This is a genomic window from Dyadobacter endophyticus, from assembly GCF_014641595.1.
GTDB lineage: Bacteria > Bacteroidota > Bacteroidia > Cytophagales > Spirosomataceae > Dyadobacter > Dyadobacter endophyticus.
Window position 1 is genome coordinate 76527 of record NZ_BMIA01000003.1, and the last position, 20437, is coordinate 96963.

15 protein-coding genes are annotated in these 20437 nt (G+C 49.4%); 8 read left to right on the top strand and 7 right to left on the bottom strand.

The genetic code is table 11. The features are described from left to right. Window positions 1–27 precede the first annotated feature (27 nt). Entirely contained in the window at window positions 28–2319 is a 2292-nt protein-coding gene (locus IEY24_RS20110; protein ID WP_188935426.1) for a TonB-dependent receptor, read from the bottom strand. A gap of 135 nt (window positions 2320–2454) precedes the next feature. On the opposite strand from IEY24_RS20110, the gene IEY24_RS20115 reads away from it, so the two are divergent. From IEY24_RS20115 to hemF, 3 genes are all read left to right on the top strand, one after another. Beyond that, on the top strand, window positions 2455–2829 hold the full coding sequence (locus IEY24_RS20115) for a BlaI/MecI/CopY family transcriptional regulator (protein ID WP_188935428.1): 375 nt from the start codon (window positions 2455–2457) through the stop codon (window positions 2827–2829). Then, complete coding sequence (locus tag IEY24_RS20120) at window positions 2822–4285, top strand: M56 family metallopeptidase (protein ID WP_188935430.1); 1464 nt, start codon at window positions 2822–2824, stop codon at window positions 4283–4285. The genes IEY24_RS20115 and IEY24_RS20120 overlap by 8 nt, the downstream gene beginning before the upstream one ends. 107 nt (window positions 4286–4392) lie before the next feature. Next, window positions 4393–5304, top strand: coding sequence for an oxygen-dependent coproporphyrinogen oxidase (gene hemF / locus IEY24_RS20125; RefSeq protein ID WP_188935432.1), 912 nt, complete (start codon window positions 4393–4395; stop codon window positions 5302–5304). On the opposite strand, the gene IEY24_RS20130 is transcribed toward hemF, so the two are convergent. Next, entirely contained in the window at window positions 5272–6372 is a 1101-nt protein-coding gene (locus tag IEY24_RS20130; RefSeq protein WP_188935435.1) for an o-succinylbenzoate synthase, read from the bottom strand. The two genes, hemF and IEY24_RS20130, sit on opposite strands and share 33 nt — an antisense overlap. Window positions 6373–6439: 67 nt before the next feature. On the opposite strand from IEY24_RS20130, the gene lpxK reads away from it, so the two are divergent. The 4 genes from lpxK to IEY24_RS20150 are packed head-to-tail and all read left to right on the top strand — an operon-like array spanning window position 6440 to window position 13029. After that, window positions 6440–7480 carry a tetraacyldisaccharide 4'-kinase gene (gene lpxK, locus IEY24_RS20135; protein ID WP_188935437.1) on the top strand — a complete coding sequence of 347 codons (1041 nt, stop codon included), beginning with the start codon at window positions 6440–6442 and terminating at the stop codon, window positions 7478–7480. Between the two features lie 23 nt (window positions 7481–7503). Further along, window positions 7504–9489 (top strand): putative porin, encoded by a 1986-nt coding sequence (locus tag IEY24_RS20140; protein WP_188935439.1) that lies wholly within the window; start codon window positions 7504–7506, stop codon window positions 9487–9489. 19 nt (window positions 9490–9508) lie between these two features. Next, a complete protein-coding gene (locus IEY24_RS20145; protein ID WP_188935441.1) occupies window positions 9509–10105 on the top strand; it encodes a MiaE family protein in 597 nt (198 codons plus the stop codon). A gap of 17 nt (window positions 10106–10122) precedes the next feature. After that, entirely contained in the window at window positions 10123–13029 is a 2907-nt protein-coding gene (locus IEY24_RS20150; protein WP_188935443.1) for a PD-(D/E)XK nuclease family protein, read from the top strand. Window positions 13030–13325: 296 nt separating this feature from the next. Here the strand turns inward: IEY24_RS20150 and IEY24_RS20155 are convergent, their stop codons facing one another. From IEY24_RS20155 to IEY24_RS20175, 5 genes are all read right to left on the bottom strand, one after another. Then, window positions 13326–13805 (bottom strand): hypothetical protein, encoded by a 480-nt coding sequence (locus IEY24_RS20155; RefSeq protein ID WP_188935445.1) that lies wholly within the window; start codon window positions 13803–13805, stop codon window positions 13326–13328. Between the two features lie 119 nt (window positions 13806–13924). Then, window positions 13925–14878: a threonine ammonia-lyase gene (locus IEY24_RS20160; protein ID WP_188935447.1), complete on the bottom strand. Its 954-nt coding sequence runs from the start codon at window positions 14876–14878 to the stop codon at window positions 13925–13927. A gap of 96 nt (window positions 14879–14974) precedes the next feature. Beyond that, entirely contained in the window at window positions 14975–15862 is an 888-nt protein-coding gene (locus IEY24_RS20165) for an OmpA family protein (RefSeq protein WP_188935449.1), read from the bottom strand. 195 nt (window positions 15863–16057) lie between these two features. After that, window positions 16058–16807: a GLPGLI family protein gene (locus IEY24_RS20170; protein ID WP_229222755.1), complete on the bottom strand. Its 750-nt coding sequence runs from the start codon at window positions 16805–16807 to the stop codon at window positions 16058–16060. Window positions 16808–16825: 18 nt separating this feature from the next. Next, on the bottom strand, window positions 16826–19633 hold the full coding sequence (locus tag IEY24_RS20175) for a TonB-dependent receptor domain-containing protein (protein WP_308420614.1): 2808 nt from the start codon (window positions 19631–19633) through the stop codon (window positions 16826–16828). A gap of 282 nt (window positions 19634–19915) precedes the next feature. Between IEY24_RS20175 and IEY24_RS20180 the strand changes: the two genes are divergently transcribed. Further along, the gene (locus tag IEY24_RS20180) at window positions 19916–20425 is read left to right on the top strand and encodes a metallophosphoesterase family protein (protein ID WP_188935451.1); all 510 of its coding nucleotides are present in this window, start codon (window positions 19916–19918) and stop codon (window positions 20423–20425) included. Window positions 20426–20437 lie beyond the last annotated feature (12 nt).

A 20437-nucleotide genomic window follows, 5' to 3' on the forward strand; every position in this document is an offset into this window, starting at 1 on the left:
CATTCAATCATTCAATCATTCAAAATTCTAAAACTCCCACCGGTAACTCAGCACCGGAATCAGTCCCAGCTGTTTTTGTCTGACTATCTTCTGCTGATAAGCATCGTAGTAGCTAAATGCCTCATTTCTTGTTCCGGACACATTTTGCAAGTCGAGCGCGAGCGTTGTACTGTATGATGTCCTGCTCTTTTTGAGGTAAATCCGCAGATCCGGACGGAAATAATCTTTCAATTTCGACGCGAATGGATCGCCGGACTGGTACATGGTCTGCTGACTTGTTTTCGATGCGTCAAGGTCAATCGGCGTCTCGCGGAACCCGCCCAGCCAGAGTATTTTGGTATTGATACCCCAAAGGCGTGAGCCGGATTTAAACTCTTTTCCTCCCGTAAAGCTGAATGTATGCCCACCGTCGAAGCGCCCCTTTTCCCGCTCGCCATTCATAACATAGGTGGCACTATACAATGAGCCGGAAGCCATCATGTAAAAATCCTGGCTCAATAGCTTCTGGTACGTAGCTTCCAGGCCGTAGTTGCGTCCCTTACCATTACTTCCGAGGCCCTCACCCACTCTCGTTTCAATGAGGTTCAAAGCAGAAAAACCCGAACTATTGGCCGGCACGTCGAAATGCTCCTGCCAGTAGGCCTCTATTTTCAGGCTGTTGTTCCTTCGAAAATTGCGTTGGTAGCTGACTACAAAATGATGCGCTTTGGCAGGCCGCAGATTGGGGTTTCCCGAAAAGCGGGTTGTGGAATAACTCGCGGCATAAAGTTGGGTAAGCGGCAACTGGCTGTGAAGGCCGTACGAGAAACTTAACTTTTGGTTTTCGGCCAGCTGCCAGCGCAATGCAGCCCGCGGTTCGAGCGTACGATGTGTTTGGGCACGCCAGAGGTCCACTTTACTAATGGTAGCGTTCAATCCGAGCTCGCCCACGACGCCGGGAGCGATCGGCAATGTCCATTCGGCAAACGGCTGAAAGAGCTTCGATTTTATTTCCTCATAATTGTACAGCGGTGCCAGGCGGTCGTACTGGAACGTAAAATAGCCTCCAACTTTCAGCTTTCCGCCGCCTGTAAACCGGTAGTTGAGGACCATATTACCATTGATCTTAACCTTATTAAGCGAATCATCTTCAATAGGATACGAATATTCAGGAACATTGGTATCACCTTTATAAAATGCTCGCGAGGTTTGTAGTCCCGACATGACAAACGCAGTATTCAATACAGCGCGGCCACCAATAGGAAGTGCATGCGTAACCCCCGCAGCCCCCATTTTGTTCTTATAAATGATATTATGAGAATCCTTGTAGAACTCCCACTTGGTAGAGTCTGGCTCTGCTTTGAAAGTGTTGCTGCTGATTCCACCCAACCCGAAAACAGTAATTTTGCCGCCTTTTTTCATCGGGAAATGCAGATTGAACGAGAGGTCCTGAAAACGAATGTCCTCCCCTCCGAAATTGACACCCATCGAACCCAGCAGACCAGTGAACGAGTAGCGGTAATTGGCCAGGTACGACGCCCTCGATTTCTTTGAAAAAGGCCCCTCCGCAGCAACGTCCAGCCCTATTAGCCCTGCCTGTGCCGTAAACTCATGCCGCTCATCATTTCCCTTTCTCAGGCGCATGTCCATCACGCCCGAGATCGCATTCCCATACTGTGCGGGGAAAGCGCCGTTCAGAAAGTATGATGTCGCCAGCAATTGGGTACTAAGGATATTCACGCCTCCACCAGCAGACGTCGGGCGGTCGCTGAATGTCCCGGCATTCGACAAATGGTTCGGATTCACGATTTCCACGCCTTCGAGCCGCCATTGCATGCTGTTGGGCGAGTTCCCGCGTATGACGAGCCCGTTGGCCTGGTCGTTGGCGGCGGCAACACCCGCAAAGGAGGTCGCTACACGCGCGGGATCGAGGTAAGTGGCCGCGTAACGCAGGGTTTGCTCGGCTGTAATGGCTTGCACGCTGTTGAATGCCGGCGGCCTACTGCCTGATACGGTCGCTTCCTGCAATTGCCTGCCGCTGGCACCGAGCCGCACTTCCTGCACATTTTCTTTTCCCGATTCGAGCAGTATTTCCGATATCACCAAAGTCTGATAGCCTACATATGAGACCGTCAGCACATGCCTTCCCACTTCCACACCCTCGAAGCGGAACGCACCCGATTCGTCGGTAATGCCGCCTTTCCCGTCGAGCTGCACCGTGGCCTGCGCCAGCGGCAAGCCAGAGTCGGCATCCTTCACACTCCCGCGCACAATGGATGTCAATTCCTGCGCATAAATAAAACTGGTGGAAAGCAGGAAAAGTAAAAGTGTACGGATCATAAGATTGTTAATTGACATTCAAAACTATCAGTTACAAAAATAGGCCGGATCGTTGCATCGAATATTTTTATTTTTCAATTTTTATTCTACATTTGTAGAGTATACTATATTTTTGTAGAGCAAAGAGCCACGGTCATGTCACTCACCAAAGCCGAAGAACAACTCATGGAATACCTCTGGCAAAAAGAGAAGGTCTTCATGAAAGATCTGATCGAATGCTTTCCTGATCCGAAGCCCGCCACCACAACGGTCGCGACACTGCTTAAAAGAATGCAGGACAAGGGGTTTGTAGCATATACCCTGTTTGGCAATTCACGCGAATACTATCCGCTGGTGGAAAAGAAGGACTACTTCTCGAAGCATGTGAATGGTATCATCAAAAACTTCTTCAACGACTCCGTTGCTCAGTTCGGCTCGTTCTTCGCGCGCGATACGAGCATGAGCACCCGTGAGCTGGAAGAATTACGGAACATCATCGACGAAGAAATCAAACGCAAACAAAATGGTTAGCTATCTCATCAAATCCATCGTGTGCTCGGGGCTTTTGCTTGTGGTGTACCATTTCATTCTCGAACGTGAGAAAATGCTGCGGTTCAACCGGTTTTATTTGCTGCTGGCGATGGTATTCACTTTGCTCGTCCCGCTTGCCACGATTGATATGCCCTCGCAGGTAGTCGAAGAGCTGGTTCCGGACAATATAGCCACCGTGCCGACCGTGCATACCGCAGCGGTTAACGCGCCACTCCCGGTTTCACGATATGACAAGCCTGTTATCCCCGATTACCTGCCCTGGCTGGCCTATGGGATAATCAGCACGGTTCTGCTCTTGCGGATCGGCATTCAAATTCTGACTGTTCTACGGTCCAAATCCGGCCGCAGGATAATTCCTTTCGAAACGGCGAAACTGGTGTTGATGCCCGACGACACACCGACCTACAGTTTTTTCAACTTCATTTTCATCTCGCAGAAAGCATTTGACTTTGAGGCTGTTCCAAAAGAAATTCTCGCACACGAGCTCGCGCATTCGAAGCAAGCGCATTCGATTGATATCCTCTTTACGGAAGTACTGCTTGCATTCTGCTGGTTCAACCCGCTGTTCCTGCTTTACCGCCGCGCCATCCGGCTAAACCATGAATACCTCGCCGACGACGCGGTGCTAGCTGGCCCTACCGGCGTGAAAGAATACCAGTTACTCCTGCTCGATACCCTCCTCGCCCACCGCACGACCGCACTTGTCAGTTCCTTCAATTATCCTGTCACTAAAAAACGATTAGCCATGATGACTACGAAGATTAATCTACGCAATCAGTTTATCAAAAAGGCATTGGTTGCATTGCTGCTACCGGTGCTGGCATTTGTTGTTGCAGAAAAGACCTATTCACAGCAAGCCGCAACGAAAAAGGAACCGACATCGGAAAGGAAAGCTGAAAATGTACCCGTGTCCGGCAATGAAGCTGTTTCCGAAGCCGAAATGGAGGATTTCTTTGCAACAATCGAGAAAAACACCCGGTATGTCACGAACAAAAAAGGCCGTACAGATCCTGTTACAGAAATCATTCCCGAACTCGAAAACCAGCTATATACAGTCTACGAAAGGATGAATGACACACAAAAACAGCAGGTTAAGGCGAAAAACATCTCGGTTTTCAGGATGAAAATTCCAGTGAAGAAAGCTCCCACTCCTGAAATATTCGAAAACTGGAAAAAACCAACGGTTTTCGGAGTCTGGCTCAACGGCAAACGAGTCCCTAATACAGAATTGAATAAATATAAGTATTCCGACATTGTAGAATACTGGCACAGCAAATTGTACGGAGCCGCGAAAAAAGGCCGCATTTACAAATACCAGCTGGAACTGACGACCAACGACTACTTTGACAAAACCTACGAAGAACGGGTCAATGACCGCGTCATTATCACCCGTGCAGGCTGGATAGGCACGAAACCGGCGACTATTAAAAAATAGGAATCAACCCCATTGGAGTCAAAAAAGCAGAATTAACGTTCTGCTTTTTTTCATGCCTCCCTACTACATATTATCGTACTTTTGGGCATTGGAATAAGCGTTCAAATATGAAAGTTGAAGATATAGAATCCTTTTTTAAAGATTTACAAGACCGCATTTGTGCTGCCATCGAAACTGCCGACGGCGGCGCCGCATTTCTCGAAGATCTCTGGCAGCACCATTCCGGCGGCGGCGGCCGCACGAGACTAATCCAGAACGGCGCCGTGATCGAAAAGGGTGGTGTGAATTTTTCGAGTGTTAAAGGCGAGGTTCATCCCAGGCTACGGGCGCAAATGAACCTGAGCGAAAACGAAAGCCATCAGTTTACAGCCACGGGCGTGTCCATCGTGATGCACCCGCGCAACCCGCACGTACCTATTATACATATGAACGTGCGCTATTTCGAGCTCGACAATGGCACCTGCTGGTTCGGCGGCGGGATCGACCTCACGCCGCATTACGTGGTCGAGGAAGACGCCCGTGCATTTCACCAGACCTTGAAAGCCGCCTGCGACAAGCACCACGCCGAGTTTTACCCTAAATTCAAAACCTGGGCCGATGATTACTTCTTCATCCAGCACCGCAACGAAACACGGGGAGTAGGCGGTATTTTCTTCGATTACCTCAAACCGGACGAGCCCGGCAACGGGCAAGGACTCTCCAAAACGCAGCTTTTCGAATTTGTAAAAGAAGTGGGTGAAAATTTCGCCCCTGTTTACACCGCATTCATGCAGAAATATGCAGATAAGCCTTTTACCGAAGATCAAAAACAATGGCAATACCTGCGCCGGGGACGCTATGTGGAGTTCAATCTGGTGTGGGATCGCGGCACGAAGTTCGGGCTTGAAACCAATGGCCGGACGGAATCGATCCTGATGAGTTTGCCACCTCAGGCCAACTGGGAATATAATTTCATTCCGGAGCCTGGTTCGGCGGAAGCGGAAACCTTAGGCTGGCTCCGCAAGGGCGTGGCCTGGTAATGTCCAGGCAACTTCCTTCTTGTAATACAAATGTCCGTTTTCAACCGTCAGCGGCGAATCGAAGTTGTTAGTGTAAAGCTGGCCGGTACCCAGTCCCTGCGGCAATGGATTGTTAAATTTGGCCGCATACTGCGCAATGGCGTTCAATCCGATGTTGGATTCCAATGCGGAGGTAATCCACCAGCCTATATGCAGCCTGTTGGCGATCTCGATCCATTCGCTTGTGGCCGTAAAGCCGCCCAGCAAAGTAGGTTTGAGAATAATAAAAGGCGGCGCCAGTTTTTTGAGCAAGGCAAACTTGTCGCGGTAATTGGTAATGCCTATCAATTCTTCATCCAAAGCAACCGGTACAGGAGAGGATGCACAAAGATCAGCCATCAACTCGTGCTGCCCGGCTTTCACAGGCTGCTCGATCGAATGCAGGTCGAATGCGCTTAGTAGGGAAAGCCTTTCCTTTGCATTATCTGCCGTAAATGCTCCATTGGCATCGACGCGCAAAGTAATCGTGCCTTTATCAAATCTTTGCCGAATGGCTTCGAGGATCCGGCATTCCTGCTCAAAATCGATCGCCCCTACCTTCATTTTTAGGGTAGTGAAACCCAGCGAAAGCTTCTCTTCCACCTGCGCCAGCATGTTTTCGTAAGAGCCCATCCAGATCAGCCCGTTCATCAGAATGCCTTCCCCATTATTAGAAAAAGCATTTTTGAAAAGGACCCGCTGACCGCCATTCATGATATCGAGCAACGCCATTTCGATGCCGGCGCGAACAGAAGGCAGGTTTTCAGGAATCAGTTGTTCAAGGATAATACCCAGGTTGAATGGAAACACATCCAGATCAAGTTCATTGAAAATCCCACATACATCCGCCAGCCGTGCCTCGAAATCCGGGACATCGTCGACGCTCAAACCTTGTAACGGCCCGCATTCGCCGTAACCGGCCACACCGGGCTTCTCCGAGTCGGTTACGATGATGATCCAGGAAGTTTTTTGTGTAAGTACCCCGCGAGAGGTGCCCGCTTCCTTGCGAAAATGAAGCGTATGTGGCTTATACACAATTTTTAACGGCATGATTTTGTGGTGTCAGATTTTAAAAGGGGCACAATATTAGACAAAATTTACGTAATTATGCACCAGGATGAAAGAGCTGCCCTGGATAAAAAATGCATTCCTGCCCCTCTCGTGGATTTACGGTGCCATTACCGACGTGCGCAACTTTCTTTTCGACAAAGGCATCCTCCATTCCGAAAAAGTACCGCAAAAAGTAGTCGTCGTAGGCAACCTCACCGTCGGCGGAACGGGCAAAACGCCGGTTATAGAATACCTTACCCGCTTACTTTCGAAACAAATACCGACTGCGATCCTCAGCCGTGGTTATGGGCGGCAGACGAGCGGCTTTGTCGAAGCAGATGGTAATGCCTCAGCAACAACTATTGGCGACGAGCCTTTTCAGTTTTATACCAAATTCGGCCAGAGAGCAATTGTTGCCGTGTGCGAAAAACGCGTGGAGGGTGCTTTGAAAATCCATGAAAGACATCCTCACGTCGAACTACTCCTGCTCGACGATGCATTCCAGCACCGAGCCATTCTCCGCGACATTAATATCCTGCTGAATGACTACAACAGGCCGTTTTATCAGGATTACCCCTTCCCTGCCGGCCGTCTGCGCGAGCGACGCCATGGTGCCGGGCGAGCCGATGCCGTGATCGTAACCAAATGCCCGGCAATGCTCACTGTTTTGGAAAAAGAAAATATTATTGAAAATATCCATCGCTATACCCGCGCTGCTGTACCGGTTTTCTTCGCGACCACCCGCTACGACGTCCCGCAGTCCTACGAAGGCGGGCCTATTGAGTTAAAGAATGTTAAAATAGCAGCCGGAATCGCAAATCCGCAGCCATTCGCCGCATATTTGACCACCCGGTTCAGCGTTACAGATCAGAAGGTTTTTCCGGATCATCACAATTACACGCCAAGTGACGTCGAAGACCTGATTAAGAACCTAAAAAACGATACTTTTGTGGTCACGACTGAAAAGGATATGGTCAAATTAAAACCGTTGGTTGTCTCGAAAGGCTGCGCAGCACGTTTTGCGTACGTTCCGGTTTCCGTGGATTTCGGAGACGCAGAAGGGGCTTTCAAACAATGGGTCACATCACAGACCGACAACCGGTTTTAAAACGGCAGAACGAGTTTCCCTCTATGAGAATTGTTTTATATAGCTTCCTGTGTGTTTTATGCAGCTTCCTCCTAACCATACCGACAGCCAGCGGCCAGGTGAAGCTTCCGGGCAACATAAGGATGCCAAGCGGCGGCGGAGGCGGGGGCGGTTCACGGGGGGGCGGAGGACAGTCGATCCTCGACGATAGCACCAAGAACGTCTACGGCCCGCAAACGACCCTGCATTTTTACGAGCACGATATTCTCTACAACAAGGATTCGGTACGCTACCTGGTGGACACCGGCCTGACCAACTTCCACCGCTGGATGCCCATGGACAAGGCCTGGGGCAAGCTCGCGGACCTGGGCAACCACGTGACGGCATCGCGCAACCTGCTTTTTCAGCCACGGGAAGACATCGGAACACAGCTCGGCCTCCGGTCTTATGACGCCTATGCGATTAAACAGGACGAAGTCGCTTACGTCGATACCAAATCGCAGCATACCGAGCTGGATTTTATGTCGGGCCCGAAAAAAACCTCGCTCGGAACGTTCGCTTATACCCAGAACGTCCATTCGCGGTTCAATTTCGGAATGCGGGCAACGCGCCTGACGTCCAACAAGATCTATGGTTTTGCCAATACCATCGGCTCAGCGGCGTTGCTCGGCCGGAACTGGACTTTTCTGGCACATACCAGCTTTTTTTCCAAAAACAAAAAATACCTCATCCTGGCACATTACCGGCACATGAATATGAAGGTATCGGAACAGGGCGGCGTGATCCCCAATGTCGACGAAGCGGGTGTGGTAGATAAATATTCCTACGACGGTGCCGCGAAGATCAGCGACAATGCCAACTCTTGGGAGCGCCGCCACGTTTTCCACGTTTACCAGCAATACCGGCTCCTCAACGGATTCCAGGTTTTCCAGCAAGCCGATTTCCAGAGTACCATCGACCATTATACCGACCTGAGTTTGACGCGTGGTCGTCAAAAAGGCATTTATCCGGCAACCAAATTTGATACCAGCCAGACCCGCCAGGACATTTATTACAAGCTTTTCGACAATAAAGTAGGTATTAAGGGGTTTTACGAAGGTTTCAATTACCGGGCCTACATCCGGCAGCGCTTTTACAGCATGCGGGGCGGCGCACAGTCGGTTAACGAAACGGGCGCTCCTTTTGCAACATACCGAACGGGGCTGAAATTCGACAATATCATAGGCGCCTGGCTGGGTTATTACCTGAAAGATTCGGTGCAGTACCTTACCGCGGAAGCCGATTTGAATCTGGGCAAGAATGTCGAATACCGCCTCAAAGCCGAGTTGAATACGCGTTGGGGGAAAGCCGGTTTCCAGAGCATTCAAACAGCCCCCGATCTGCTGGTACAGCGCTACCTGAACAACCATTTCGACTGGCGTAACAATTTCGACCCTACCAAGGTCCAGACGATCTTCGCGTCGCTGGTCCTGAAAACGAAAAAGATCGAGTTTGTACCCGAAGCGCAGATACACCAGATCAACGACTATATTTATTATGACACAGCCGCGGTGCCACGTCAGCTCAATGCAGGTTTCAGATTGCTGCGCGTTGGTTTCAATTCCGGCATTCATTTGAACCGGTGGAATTTCACCACGATGGGATACCTCACGCTAAACGATAATAAGGACGTGATGCGCATTCCGACGGTATTCGCGAGCGGAGAAGTCACCTTTGATTTTGTGTATGCCAAAGTGCTTTTCATCCAGCTCGGACTGGCGGCGCGTTACCGCTCCTCATACCTAGCTGATGCTTATATGCCCGTTACCCAACAATTCCATTTACAGAACAATACAAGATTAAATGAGAATGTTGTCGTGGATGGCTTCGCCAATGTGCGGATCAAGCGGGTAAGGTTATTCTTTAAAATGTCTTATCTTAACCAGGGCGGCAACTTCGGCCTTTTCCCGAAAGGTTATTATGTGACGCCCGATTACCTGGGTCTTGCAAGGTCATTTTCATTCGGGATCAATTGGCCGCTGTTCGACTAGGACAAACTTTTTGACCAATATGGCAACATCACTCACGACGCTCGGGCTGGAACTCCCGACAGATCCCCGCTGGACCGACATTGCTGCCATGCAGATCGGCGATGTATTGATAGACCACGCCTATTGCGAGCAAAAAGCCGCTTCCAGCTGCATCTCCCTGATCGTCCATTATCCTGAAAAAGCATCGCTCGTAGAAACCCTGACACCCATCGTAGCCGAAGAATGGGGGCACTTTCAAAGGGTTTTGAAGGAATTGAAGAAAAGAAATATCCCGCTGGGCCGGCAGCGTAAAGATGAGTACGTGAACCAACTCATGCAGCTCGTTACCAAAGGCGATACCAACAAAATGTTCCTGGACAGGCTGCTGATCTGCGGATTGATCGAAGCGCGTAGCTGCGAACGTTTCAAGCTGCTTTCGGAAAACCTGGAAGATGAATCACTGCAAAAGTTCTACCGCGAACTGATGATTTCGGAAGCCGGGCATTACCGCACATTTCTTGAACTGGCCGAAACTTACGTTCCGGTCGAAAAAGTAAGGGCGCGCTGGAAAGAACTCCTGCACGCCGAAGCCGAGATCATGCAATCGCTCTCACCACGCGGCGACCGCATTCACTGACATATCCCGCATTTCCGATGCCATCATTCCTGAACCTCGTCGCCAAACGCATTCTGGCCAACCATACCTCGCTCGACCACGTGCAAATAGTGGTACCGACGCGGCGGGCAGCCTTTTTTCTGATGCAGGAATTGGCCGGGGAAACCACCGAGGCACTTATGAGCCCTGGTATCATGGCGATCGACGACTTTGTGGAAAGCATTTGCAGCCTTGAAATCGAGGACCCGGTACACCTGCTGTTCGATCTGTACGAAACCTTCCGGGAGATCGACCCGGATGTGCAATTCGACCGTTTTATGGGCTGGGCGTCGGTACTGCTGGCCGACCTGGACAAGATTGACCAGTACCTCGTCAAAACGGATTTTCTTTTTGAATACCTCTCGGAGGCACACGCGCTCTCGCGCTGGCAGGAGAGCCTGCCGGAGGGCAAATCGCTGCAAGGCGAAGGCGGTTCGAAACAGTATTTCTCTCTTTTTGAGAATATCAACAAGGTATACCAATCTTTCAGGCAGCGGTTGCTTGCGAAAGGCAAAGCCTACCGCGGAATGGCCTATCGGGAGCTGGCCGAAGACATTAACAACCTGGTGGAAGGCTGGGCGGAGAACGAACGCATTTATTTTGCGGGTTTCAATGCGTTCACGACTTCGGAACGAACGATCGTCACAGCATTGATCAAAGCCAAAAAGGCTGAGGTCCTGTGGGATTCCGACCGCTATTATATGTCGGAAAATACCGTTGTGGAAGCCGGCAAGAGCCTTCGCGACTACCAGCGGAGCAAGGAATTCGGGGAATGGAACTGGACGGGCGACGATTTGCTTTCAACTGAAAAACACATTACCATTTACGGCGTGCCCAATGCGACCCTGCAAACGAAAGTAGCGGGCGAGCTTTATCAGCGCATGAAGCGCTTCGATCCGGACGACGCGCCTATCCCTACCGCCATTGTCCTCGCCGACGAGAACCTGCTGCTTCCGATGCTCTACTCCCTCGACGAAGCCGTGCGTGACCTAAACGTCACAATGGGCCTGTCCATGCGGAATTCGCTGCTTTACACCTTGGTAGACGGCATTTTCGAATTGCAGCAGAATGTGGTCGAGTTTCGGAGCAAGAGCGGCAAAATGATCCGGATCCCGAAATTCGGGCACAAATCCATTGATAAAATCCTGAATCACCCGTTTGTCAGGCATTACGAGTACGTAGCCCTTACGCCACTGGCCGACGGACAGACGATCATACAGCGAACGCTCCGGGAAATTACCGAAGGCAACCAGGTGTTCCTTAGCTCGGAGGAATTGGTTGTATTGGGCGACAACCACCCATTGTTTCAGATCCTTTTCACGCATTGGCAGAAAAACAATGCCCAGCAGGTGATCCGCGCGTTTTACCAGCTCATCGAGTTGCTGCGGGAGGTTTACAAGGATTACAAGAATGCACTCGAAACCGAATACCTCTATCTTTTTTACACATTACTCAAACAATTCGAACAGACGATCGAAGAACGGGCGGAGCTGATCACGCTGCGGACGCTCAAATCCTTTATGTTCGAGCTGATCCGCCAGACGCGCATTCCATTCAGCGGGGAGCCGATCAGCAACCTGCAAATCATGGGGATGCTCGAAACCCGCGCGCTGGACTTCGAACGGATCATTATATTATCTGTCAATGAAGGCATTATACCGCAGGCAAAGCGGCAGAACTCGCTGATCCCATTCGACGCGGCGCAGGCCGTGGGGCTGCCTACCCACCAGCATCAGGAAGCCGTAATGTCCTACCATTTCTACCGGTTGCTGCAACGCGCATCCGAGGTTCATATTCTTTACACCAGCACCAACGACGCACCTGGCGGAGGCGAGAAAAGCCGTTTTGTACGGCAGATCGAGTATGAGCTGGCCCAATACAATCCGCTCATCCGGATTGAGAACAAAACCGTCGTTTTTGAAGCCCGGCAACAACAGGAGCTGGAAGAAGTGGTACATAAAGACGATGCGCTTATCGCCGCCATCCGTGCCTATCTCGACGGCAAGGGCATTTACCCGACGCACCTCAACGAGTTCATCCGCTGCTCCATGCAGTTTTACCTCAAACACATTGCGGGTGTGAAGGAAAAAGAGGAAGTCGAAGAAGAGCTGGGCATGGACAAAATCGGCACCTGGCTGCACGCCTCGCTAGAACGCCTTGACCTTGAATTTTTCCTGCTCGACAACGACCCATCCGAAGAACAGATCACGACCGTGCTCCGCGAGGAGTTTGACCGGCTCTTCAAAGGTTATGTCACAGACCTGGGGCTAAACCGCATTTATTACCAGATCGGCGAGCAGCAGATACTGACCTTCCTTCGCCACCATATGGCGCAACAACCACGCAGGAAGATATTGGCGGCCGAACAGCCGCTGCACACGCGCATTCAGCTCGTGTTGCAGGGCTCGTACACTCCCGTGCGCCTGGGCGGGAAGATCGACCGCATCGAACTTGGTGAGGACGGTACGTTATATGTGATGGATTACAAAACCGGCAGCGTGGAGCTGACTGGCAAACAAAAACTCGCCGATCCGGTGGCCCGTGAAGAAGTGATCCGCTTCGATCCCGACCGGAAAATGGGCTATGTGCGCCAGCTATGGATTTATGAGTACCTCATGTACCGCCGCATGAAAGAGGAGAAAGGGCTGAACTTACGCGGTAACACCTACAATTTTGGCGACTACGCCGTCAAATCGGGCTTTTACTCCTTCCGCGACCCGAAAAACCTCATCTCCAACCCGCTGGAACTGACCGAGCAGCTGGCGCCGGAAGAGTTCATCGAAAAATCGGAAGTGATATTGACCGATATCCTCAATGTAATGCTCGACCCAGCTGTTCCGTTCCGCAAAACCGACGACCTCACTACCTGCAAATTTTGTGATTTTACCGGGATCTGTGGGCGGTGATTTGCTGCACGAAAAATACCCTTGAAGCCTTGCAACCATTGCCCGAACAAAGCGATCTTTTAAAAAAATCGTTTACGGTATGATCGTTATAGCAAAGTTATCCCTCTTCATTATCTGGCTAATGGCCTTTGTCGTAACCTGCCTTGTAATAGGCGTTACATTCCCGGTTATTGTCTTGTTCGACAAGTTTCAAATGCATTGCAAAGAAGTATCCCTATAATATCAAATCGAATGCCTCTCAAAAAATAAAGGCGGATGAGATCACTCATCCGCCTTTTTGCTGGATACTAATCCGATTATTTCTTCTTGAATTCCAGGTATTGCTCAAAGTCATTTACACCGCTGCTCGATTCTGAAAATTTGATGGTGATGTTTATCTGAGGCACGCCGCCACCGTTTACGAGCCTCGTACCGATGCCGCTGATCCGCTGGTTTAAAGCGCCCCCAATTGTTTGGGTTACATCCACTTTCTCGTTGATTTCAAAAGTATCCTGTGCTGTTGCCTTCACCGCCACCAGCGGGTATTGCTGTGTAATCGGAATCCTTGTACCTGATAACACAATCTCCGAGTCCTTGGTATAATTAATGCTCAGCTGGTTTTTTGACTCGGTAGTAATATCCCATTTATGATGGCTCGTAACTCCTGCATCCACTGTGGTAGTTTCATAAACGCCCACGATGTCCTTTGCATAATCCACTTCCGGCTCCGGGTCTTTCTTGTCGTCTTTGCAAGCGCCCATCAGAACTACCAGACAGCAAAAAATCAGCTTTTTCATACTTCAATTTTAAGAGTAAACAATTTTCAAATATAAACACGCATCCTAATTTTCCTACTATAACGGCACCACCCCTGGATACGCATACCGAGGCGATAATTTATTCATTTCAAACTTTTTCAAAACGGCAAGCGGCCCAAATCGACATTACCTCCCGAAATAATGATACCTACTTTTTTGCTTTCAAAAACGGCCCTGTTTTTTAAAACCGCCGCAGTAGATACCGCACCGGAGGGCTCAACCACAATTTTCATGCGTTCCCACAAATACCGCATCGCCTGGACGATCTCCTCGTCGGAAACCGTAAAAATGTCGGCCACCTCCGATTTGATAATCGCGAAGGTCTTGTCGCCCAGGTGCGTCAGCAGGCCATCAGCGATGGTATTAATGTAAGGAGCTTTTTCGATTCTGTCGCTTCTGAATGATAATACCGCATCTGCCGCCCCCTCGGGCTCGCCTGCGTAGACCTTCGTGTCCGGAGAAAAGTATTTGGCCGACAACGCCGTTCCGCTTAATAAGCCGCCCCCACCTACCGGCGCCACGATCGCATCAAACACCACACCTGCGTCCTCGATCAGTTCTTTCGCAGCAGTAGCCTGCCCTGCGATCACTTCATAATTGTTGAATGGGTGTATAAAAGTCGCGCCAGTGCGTGCGACGATCTCGTCGACCGTCCGCTGCCGGTCTTCCGGTGTGTTTTTGCAAAAAGTAATGGTCGCTCCGTAACCTTCCACGGCCGCTATCTTCACTTTCGGCGAATTTTCGGGCATGACGATGTAACATTTGGCCCCTACTTTCTCGGCCGAAAACGCGATCGCTTGGGCATGGTTGCCCGACGAATGCGTGATAACGCCGTTCGCGAGCTGCTCGGCCGATAGCGAAAGCACCGCATTAAGCCCGCCCCTCGCCTTGAATGCTCCTATCTTTTGCAGGTTTTCGCATTTGAAATACAATTCCACGCCGGAAACGCTGTTCAGGAATTGCGAAGTCATAATGGGTGTGTGATGAATGTAGGGCTTAACCAGCCCGTGGGCTGCCTCAATGGTCTCTCTGGTAGGTACAGTTCCTGTCATAGGGGTGTATATTATGAAAATTGTTCCTGCTATAAAAAGAAAAAGGGCCCGTCATGTTACCGACGGGCCCTCATCTGAAAAATTTCTCAGTTAACCTTATTTACCGGCATTTGGTGTGTAAAGGTTGAAGAACTGATCGAGTTTCGGTGTAATGATGATCTCCGTACGACGGTTCAGGCTGCGGTTCGGCGCTGAATCGTTAGCCACTTTGGGGAGATATTCTCCACGGCCGCCAGCGATCATACGAACCGGCTCAACACCGTATTTCTTTTGCAGGGTACGTGCGACAGAAGTTGCACGCAACACCGAAAGATCCCAGTTATCAGCCACTTTGTCCGTCGCGATAGGTACATTATCCGTGTGACCTTCGATCAGGATTTCGATTTCTTTGTAGTCGTTCAGGATTTTCGCCACTTTGGAAAGTACGGTTTCAGCTGCTGTGTTGATAACCGAGCTTCCCGATTTGAACAACATCTTGTCGGAAAGGGAAACGTAAACCACGCCTTTCTTTACTTCGATCTGAACATCTTCGTCGCTTACATCAGCCAATGAACGTTTCAGGTTCAATACCAGCGCCATGTTCAAAGAATCTTTGTGCTGGATGCTCTTGTTGAGGTCGCGGATCTGGGTACCTTGCTGGTCCATCATCGCGAGTGATTTCTTGATGCTTTCCGAACCTTCTTTCGAGATTACCGAAAGGTCCGACATGCGGTCAAGAAGGTTGTTGTTGTTCTTTTTAAGGAAGTCAACTTGTTCTTCCAGCTCTTTCAATTTTGCATTTTTGCTGGTCAGTTCGTCATTCTTTGCCTTCAAATCATTATTCAAGCCAGCAGTTCTGCTATCACAATCATTCAGGTCGGCTCTTGCTTTGTCCAGTTGGATTTGGATCTCATTGGCTTGCTTCTGTGCGGAAAGAAGTTTTTTCTTGCTTGCACATGAGCCCAGTACAAAGAGCATGGCAACGGCTAAAAGCGTTTGTTTCATAATCGTCTTAGGGTTGTTAAAAATAGATAAACACTGTTAAGTAAAACATTTGGTACTACACTGATCGCTATCAATAATCGAGCCAAAACTTAAAAAGTCATCACTCGGGGTGCATTCAAAACGCGAAAGTACAAAAAAAGGGAACAATGTCGTACCGACATTTTCCCTTTTTCACAATGTAATATAGTATTTTACCTAATAAGGCATTGACCAGAATGGATTCCTGCGCGCCTTGATACTGTCGCGAATGTGCGCCGTCACCAGTTCCTCGTATTGCTTATTGTTCAGTTTGCGCCCTTTTACCTTCTTGGGAAGGTTAATATCCTCTGCCGGAACCGGTTTCATTTTAATATCAATGGCACTGATCACGATATCGCCGTCATTGATATCCAGTTCGAGGATCATACCCGGTAAGCCGGTGTACATTTCCGGTCCGCCCGATACCGGCAGATCATTCGCAAACCATGCAGTGATCTTCTGGTCCTTGATGGTATCCTGCGTAACGGCCATCATACACATACGCCCCGCTACCTCCTTGATCTTGTTCATTACTTTCCAGCTGGGCGCTTTAAGCGAGTCCTCAACGATGTAAGTCCTGCCCAGCATGCCGATAATATCCGTTTTGGTCTCCTTCTCGAAGTTCCGGTAAATCTGGTAATCTTTCTCCGACCATGACCAGCCGTGTTCGTTCTCAACCACTTTCGGATAAGTGTAAACGCTCTGTTTTTCATTGAAATACAGGGTCATTTTTTGTTTGTACTCGTCGTCCTTACCCCAGGTCTGCTTCATCCGGTCTTTTTCTTCATTGCTGAGGAATGTCAAACGGGAATTGATCTTCGTCCAGTGGTATACCCTTTCGTAGGTGATCTCCCCTTCCAATTGTTGTGCGAATAATGGCGCGGAGGAAATTGCCATCATCAATATTAATATTCTGATTGTTCTCATGACCTGGTTTATAAGTATTTAAAAGAATCCATTACCACGTTTTACCGAAGCCGTCATACCTCTCATATTATAGGTAAAGCTCAGCATGAAATACCGCGACAATGTAGCCACACGACGTTCCGAGTAATAATTCTGGTTCGCATTCTGGCTGATACCCAGGTTTCTCTTGAAAACGTCGTTGGCTGTCAGACGGATCTCGCCTTTTTTGCTTTTCAGGATCAATTTATAAACTGAAAGGTTCAGGATCGGCACTTGTTGGTTAAAGCCAAACTGGTCGTTTTTATAACTCCGGTAGTTGAGACGGCCACTGAAATAGACTTCTTTGGGCATCTTGACATTCATCTCCGCATTATAGTTCGCGTTGACGATCTTCTGGTTCTGATTGGTATTGATCGAATACTTTGTATCGCTGATATTCCAGTTTGCACTGGTATAAAGCGTGAACACCTCGCTTGGCGTCAGGTCCAGCCGCGCACCGAAGTTGTACCCGTCCGTTTTCGTTTCGTTTTTGACGTTGTTAATATAAGTCAGGTTATTGCTGAAATTAATACCCGTATTCACGCCAAATGTCGCCTTCGTTTTCTTCAGCGGGAACCCGAACCCGATGTAGCTACCGTAATTGTCCCCGCCGCTCACGTTCATGGGTTTGGTAGTCGTTACGAGATCCTGGCTGATCGTCCGGTTGTACACGATCTGGTCCTCATTGTAGTTATAGAAGACGTTAATGTACAAGTTGGTGAAACTCGCCGGATTGAACATCTGGAATCCACCATACACATTGTGGGTCGTCTGCGGGATCAGGTCCGGATTACCTTCCACGATGTAAAGCGGATTGCTGTTATCCACGATCGGCTGCAAGTCGGTAATAGACGGCTCACGCACGTTCAGGCCATATTCCGCATAGAGGTACTTGTTGTTTTTGAGGCTGTAATTCAATGAAACGTTCGGTACCAGTTTCTTGAACGTCCGGTCTACCCGGGTCATGTTCGTCTGTGATTCATCGAGAGCGAACTTGCCTCTCAGCTCGAATTGCACGCCCGCGAGCCCCAATGCGAGGTTCAACCCCTTGTGTGAATAACGCACACTCGTTCCAAGCCGGTTAAAGGTGAAGTCATTGGTATAATAGCGCGTCAGGAACGGGTTCACTTTGTCCACAGTCCCTTCTACGTCGAACACATCCCTGTCGACCTTGTCTTTCCGCATACTGTAATTATAGAACGTCTCCCAGAAAAACTTCTTCGCAAAAGGCTCCACGTATGACAAGCTGCCTTTGAAATTCCCGCGGGTACTCTCGGTTTGCTGTAACTGGTTGATCACGCTATTCTTGGTAGAATCCTGCAAGAACAGGTTCACCGAGTTCTGGCGGCGGTCCTCATCCGAATTATTGATATTGTAACCTACACTGGCCGCGAAGTTCCGCCCCTTTTTCTTGAACTTGTGACGGTATAGCAGCAGGTTGGCCATTGCAAACGAGTTGTAATCGCTCAGGTTCTTGACGTCCGACCGGTTGGTAAGCATATTCTCGTTGCGATATGACCTCGTTTCGCTTGAATACTCATTATCCCCGGCATTGATCCGCGAGTTACTGATCAGAATGAGCGTGTTAAGCGAATCGATATTATGCTCAAACCGGAATGCCGGGCGATGGTTTCCAGTAAATCCGAGCGTTTTGTTTTTACCGTCGGTTAAATAAGAATCATTGTCTGTCAGGAAGTTCTCCGAGCTGGTTTGTACGTCTGTGATCGCGCGGGTCGAGTTGTAAAAATAGCTGGTACTCAGCTTCGTCTTCTTGGTATCGAAGTTGTAATTGGCCCCGCCTGCCCAGTTTTTGGTAAAACCTTCGGAACCCTGGCCACCCCAGTTGGGCTGGATCGTAATGTCGTCGCCACCATAGTAACGCCCGCTGCTAAAACCGAAATCACCGTCGTCGCCCCAATTGAACGACTGGCTGCCTTTGAAGTCCTGGTAATCGTTCCGCGCAATGCCCGACTGGTTGGTATTATTTCCAAAACCCAGCACTGCAAACTGCTGCTTATCATCGAAACGGTTGTAACTCACCTTCCCTTCGAGCCGCGAGTCCGTTCCGACACCCGCCACCGCCTTACCGAAGCCTCCCTTTTTGTGGCTGTCTTTCAATTCGAGGTTCATGGTCTTTTCGCGCTTGCCGTCGTCAACCCCCGTGGCCTTGGCCTGCTCTGTTTTTCCATTAAAAACCTGGACTTTATTGATCGCCTCCGCGGGCAGGTTCTTTGTAGCCATCTTCGGATCGTCTCCAAAAAAGCGCTTACCGTCTACCGTTACACGTTTGATCTCTTCGCCCTGCGCCCGGATGTTACCGTCGCCATCCACCTGCACGCCCGGTAGCTTGCGCAGCAGATCCTCCACCGACGAGCCCGGTGGTACTTTAAATGCTTTCGCATCGAATTCCACCGTATCGCCCCGGATACTTAGCGGCGCCCGGGCCGTTTTAATGACCACCTCATATAACTCCTTTTGCAAGACCTTCATTTTAGCCTTGCCAATATCCACAACATCCTGATTCTTAGGATCTATTATTTCCTGATAAGGAACATAACCCACGTAGGATACCTTGAAAATGTAGGTAATGCGTTTGAGGTTCTTCATTTCGAATGAACCGTCTTTGCTAGTCCTTCCGAAGTTGACGAGCGAGGAGTCTTTCGGTAACAGCAACATGATCGTCGCTTCGGGCAATACCGCTCCGGAAGTATCCGTCACGGTTCCTTTTAACGTAAATCGCCCTCCGGTCTGCGCGTGCGCAGCGAGCATGGGAAGGCATAACCATAACAGAAGTAGGATTTTTTTCAAGGCTAGTTTTTGGTGGTTATATGAGTAGAGGTTTTGTAACTGAGGTATTACATTTTTGCAATTATATGGAAAGCAAATCAAGTTTACAACTAAAAATATAGTTAAAAGCTGGTTTTATAAAGATTTGAGAAATATTTAACTTTTATTAAGAATAACAACTGTGAAAGTACTTAGTTTGGTATATATAAGTTACTTTAATCCGATAAATTTTTTGTTAAATTATTCGCGGCTGGATTTCATTGACCATATTTGCCCTTTAGTTGTTATTGTTTTAGTGTTGAAATGAAAAGTATCGGAGTAATATCGGACACACACGGCTACCTGGATGAACGCGTTTTCGATCATTTTGCCAACTGCGACGAAATATGGCATGCAGGCGATATCGGCTCGACGGAGATCGTGAGCCAGTTACAGGCGTTTAAGCCAACCCGTATTGTTTTTGGGAATATCGATACCCCGCAGGTGCGCGCGATCACGCACGAAAATCTGCATTTTGAAGTGGAAGGCTTCCGGGTGTGGATTACGCATATAGGCGGTGCCCCGCCGCGCTACAATCCACAGGTGATGCCTACATTGAAATCGAATACCCCCGACATTTTCGTTTGTGGCCACTCCCACATTCTCCGGGTGATCCGCGATAAGACTTTGAATAACATGCTGTACATCAACCCCGGCGCGGCTGGGCGTGAAGGGTTCCACAAGTACCGTACATTGCTTCGTTTCAACCTCCATGAAGGCCTCATCAGCCAAATGGAAGCCATCGAGCTGGGCAAACGCGGGGCTTTGGTTTGACAGCTGACCGGC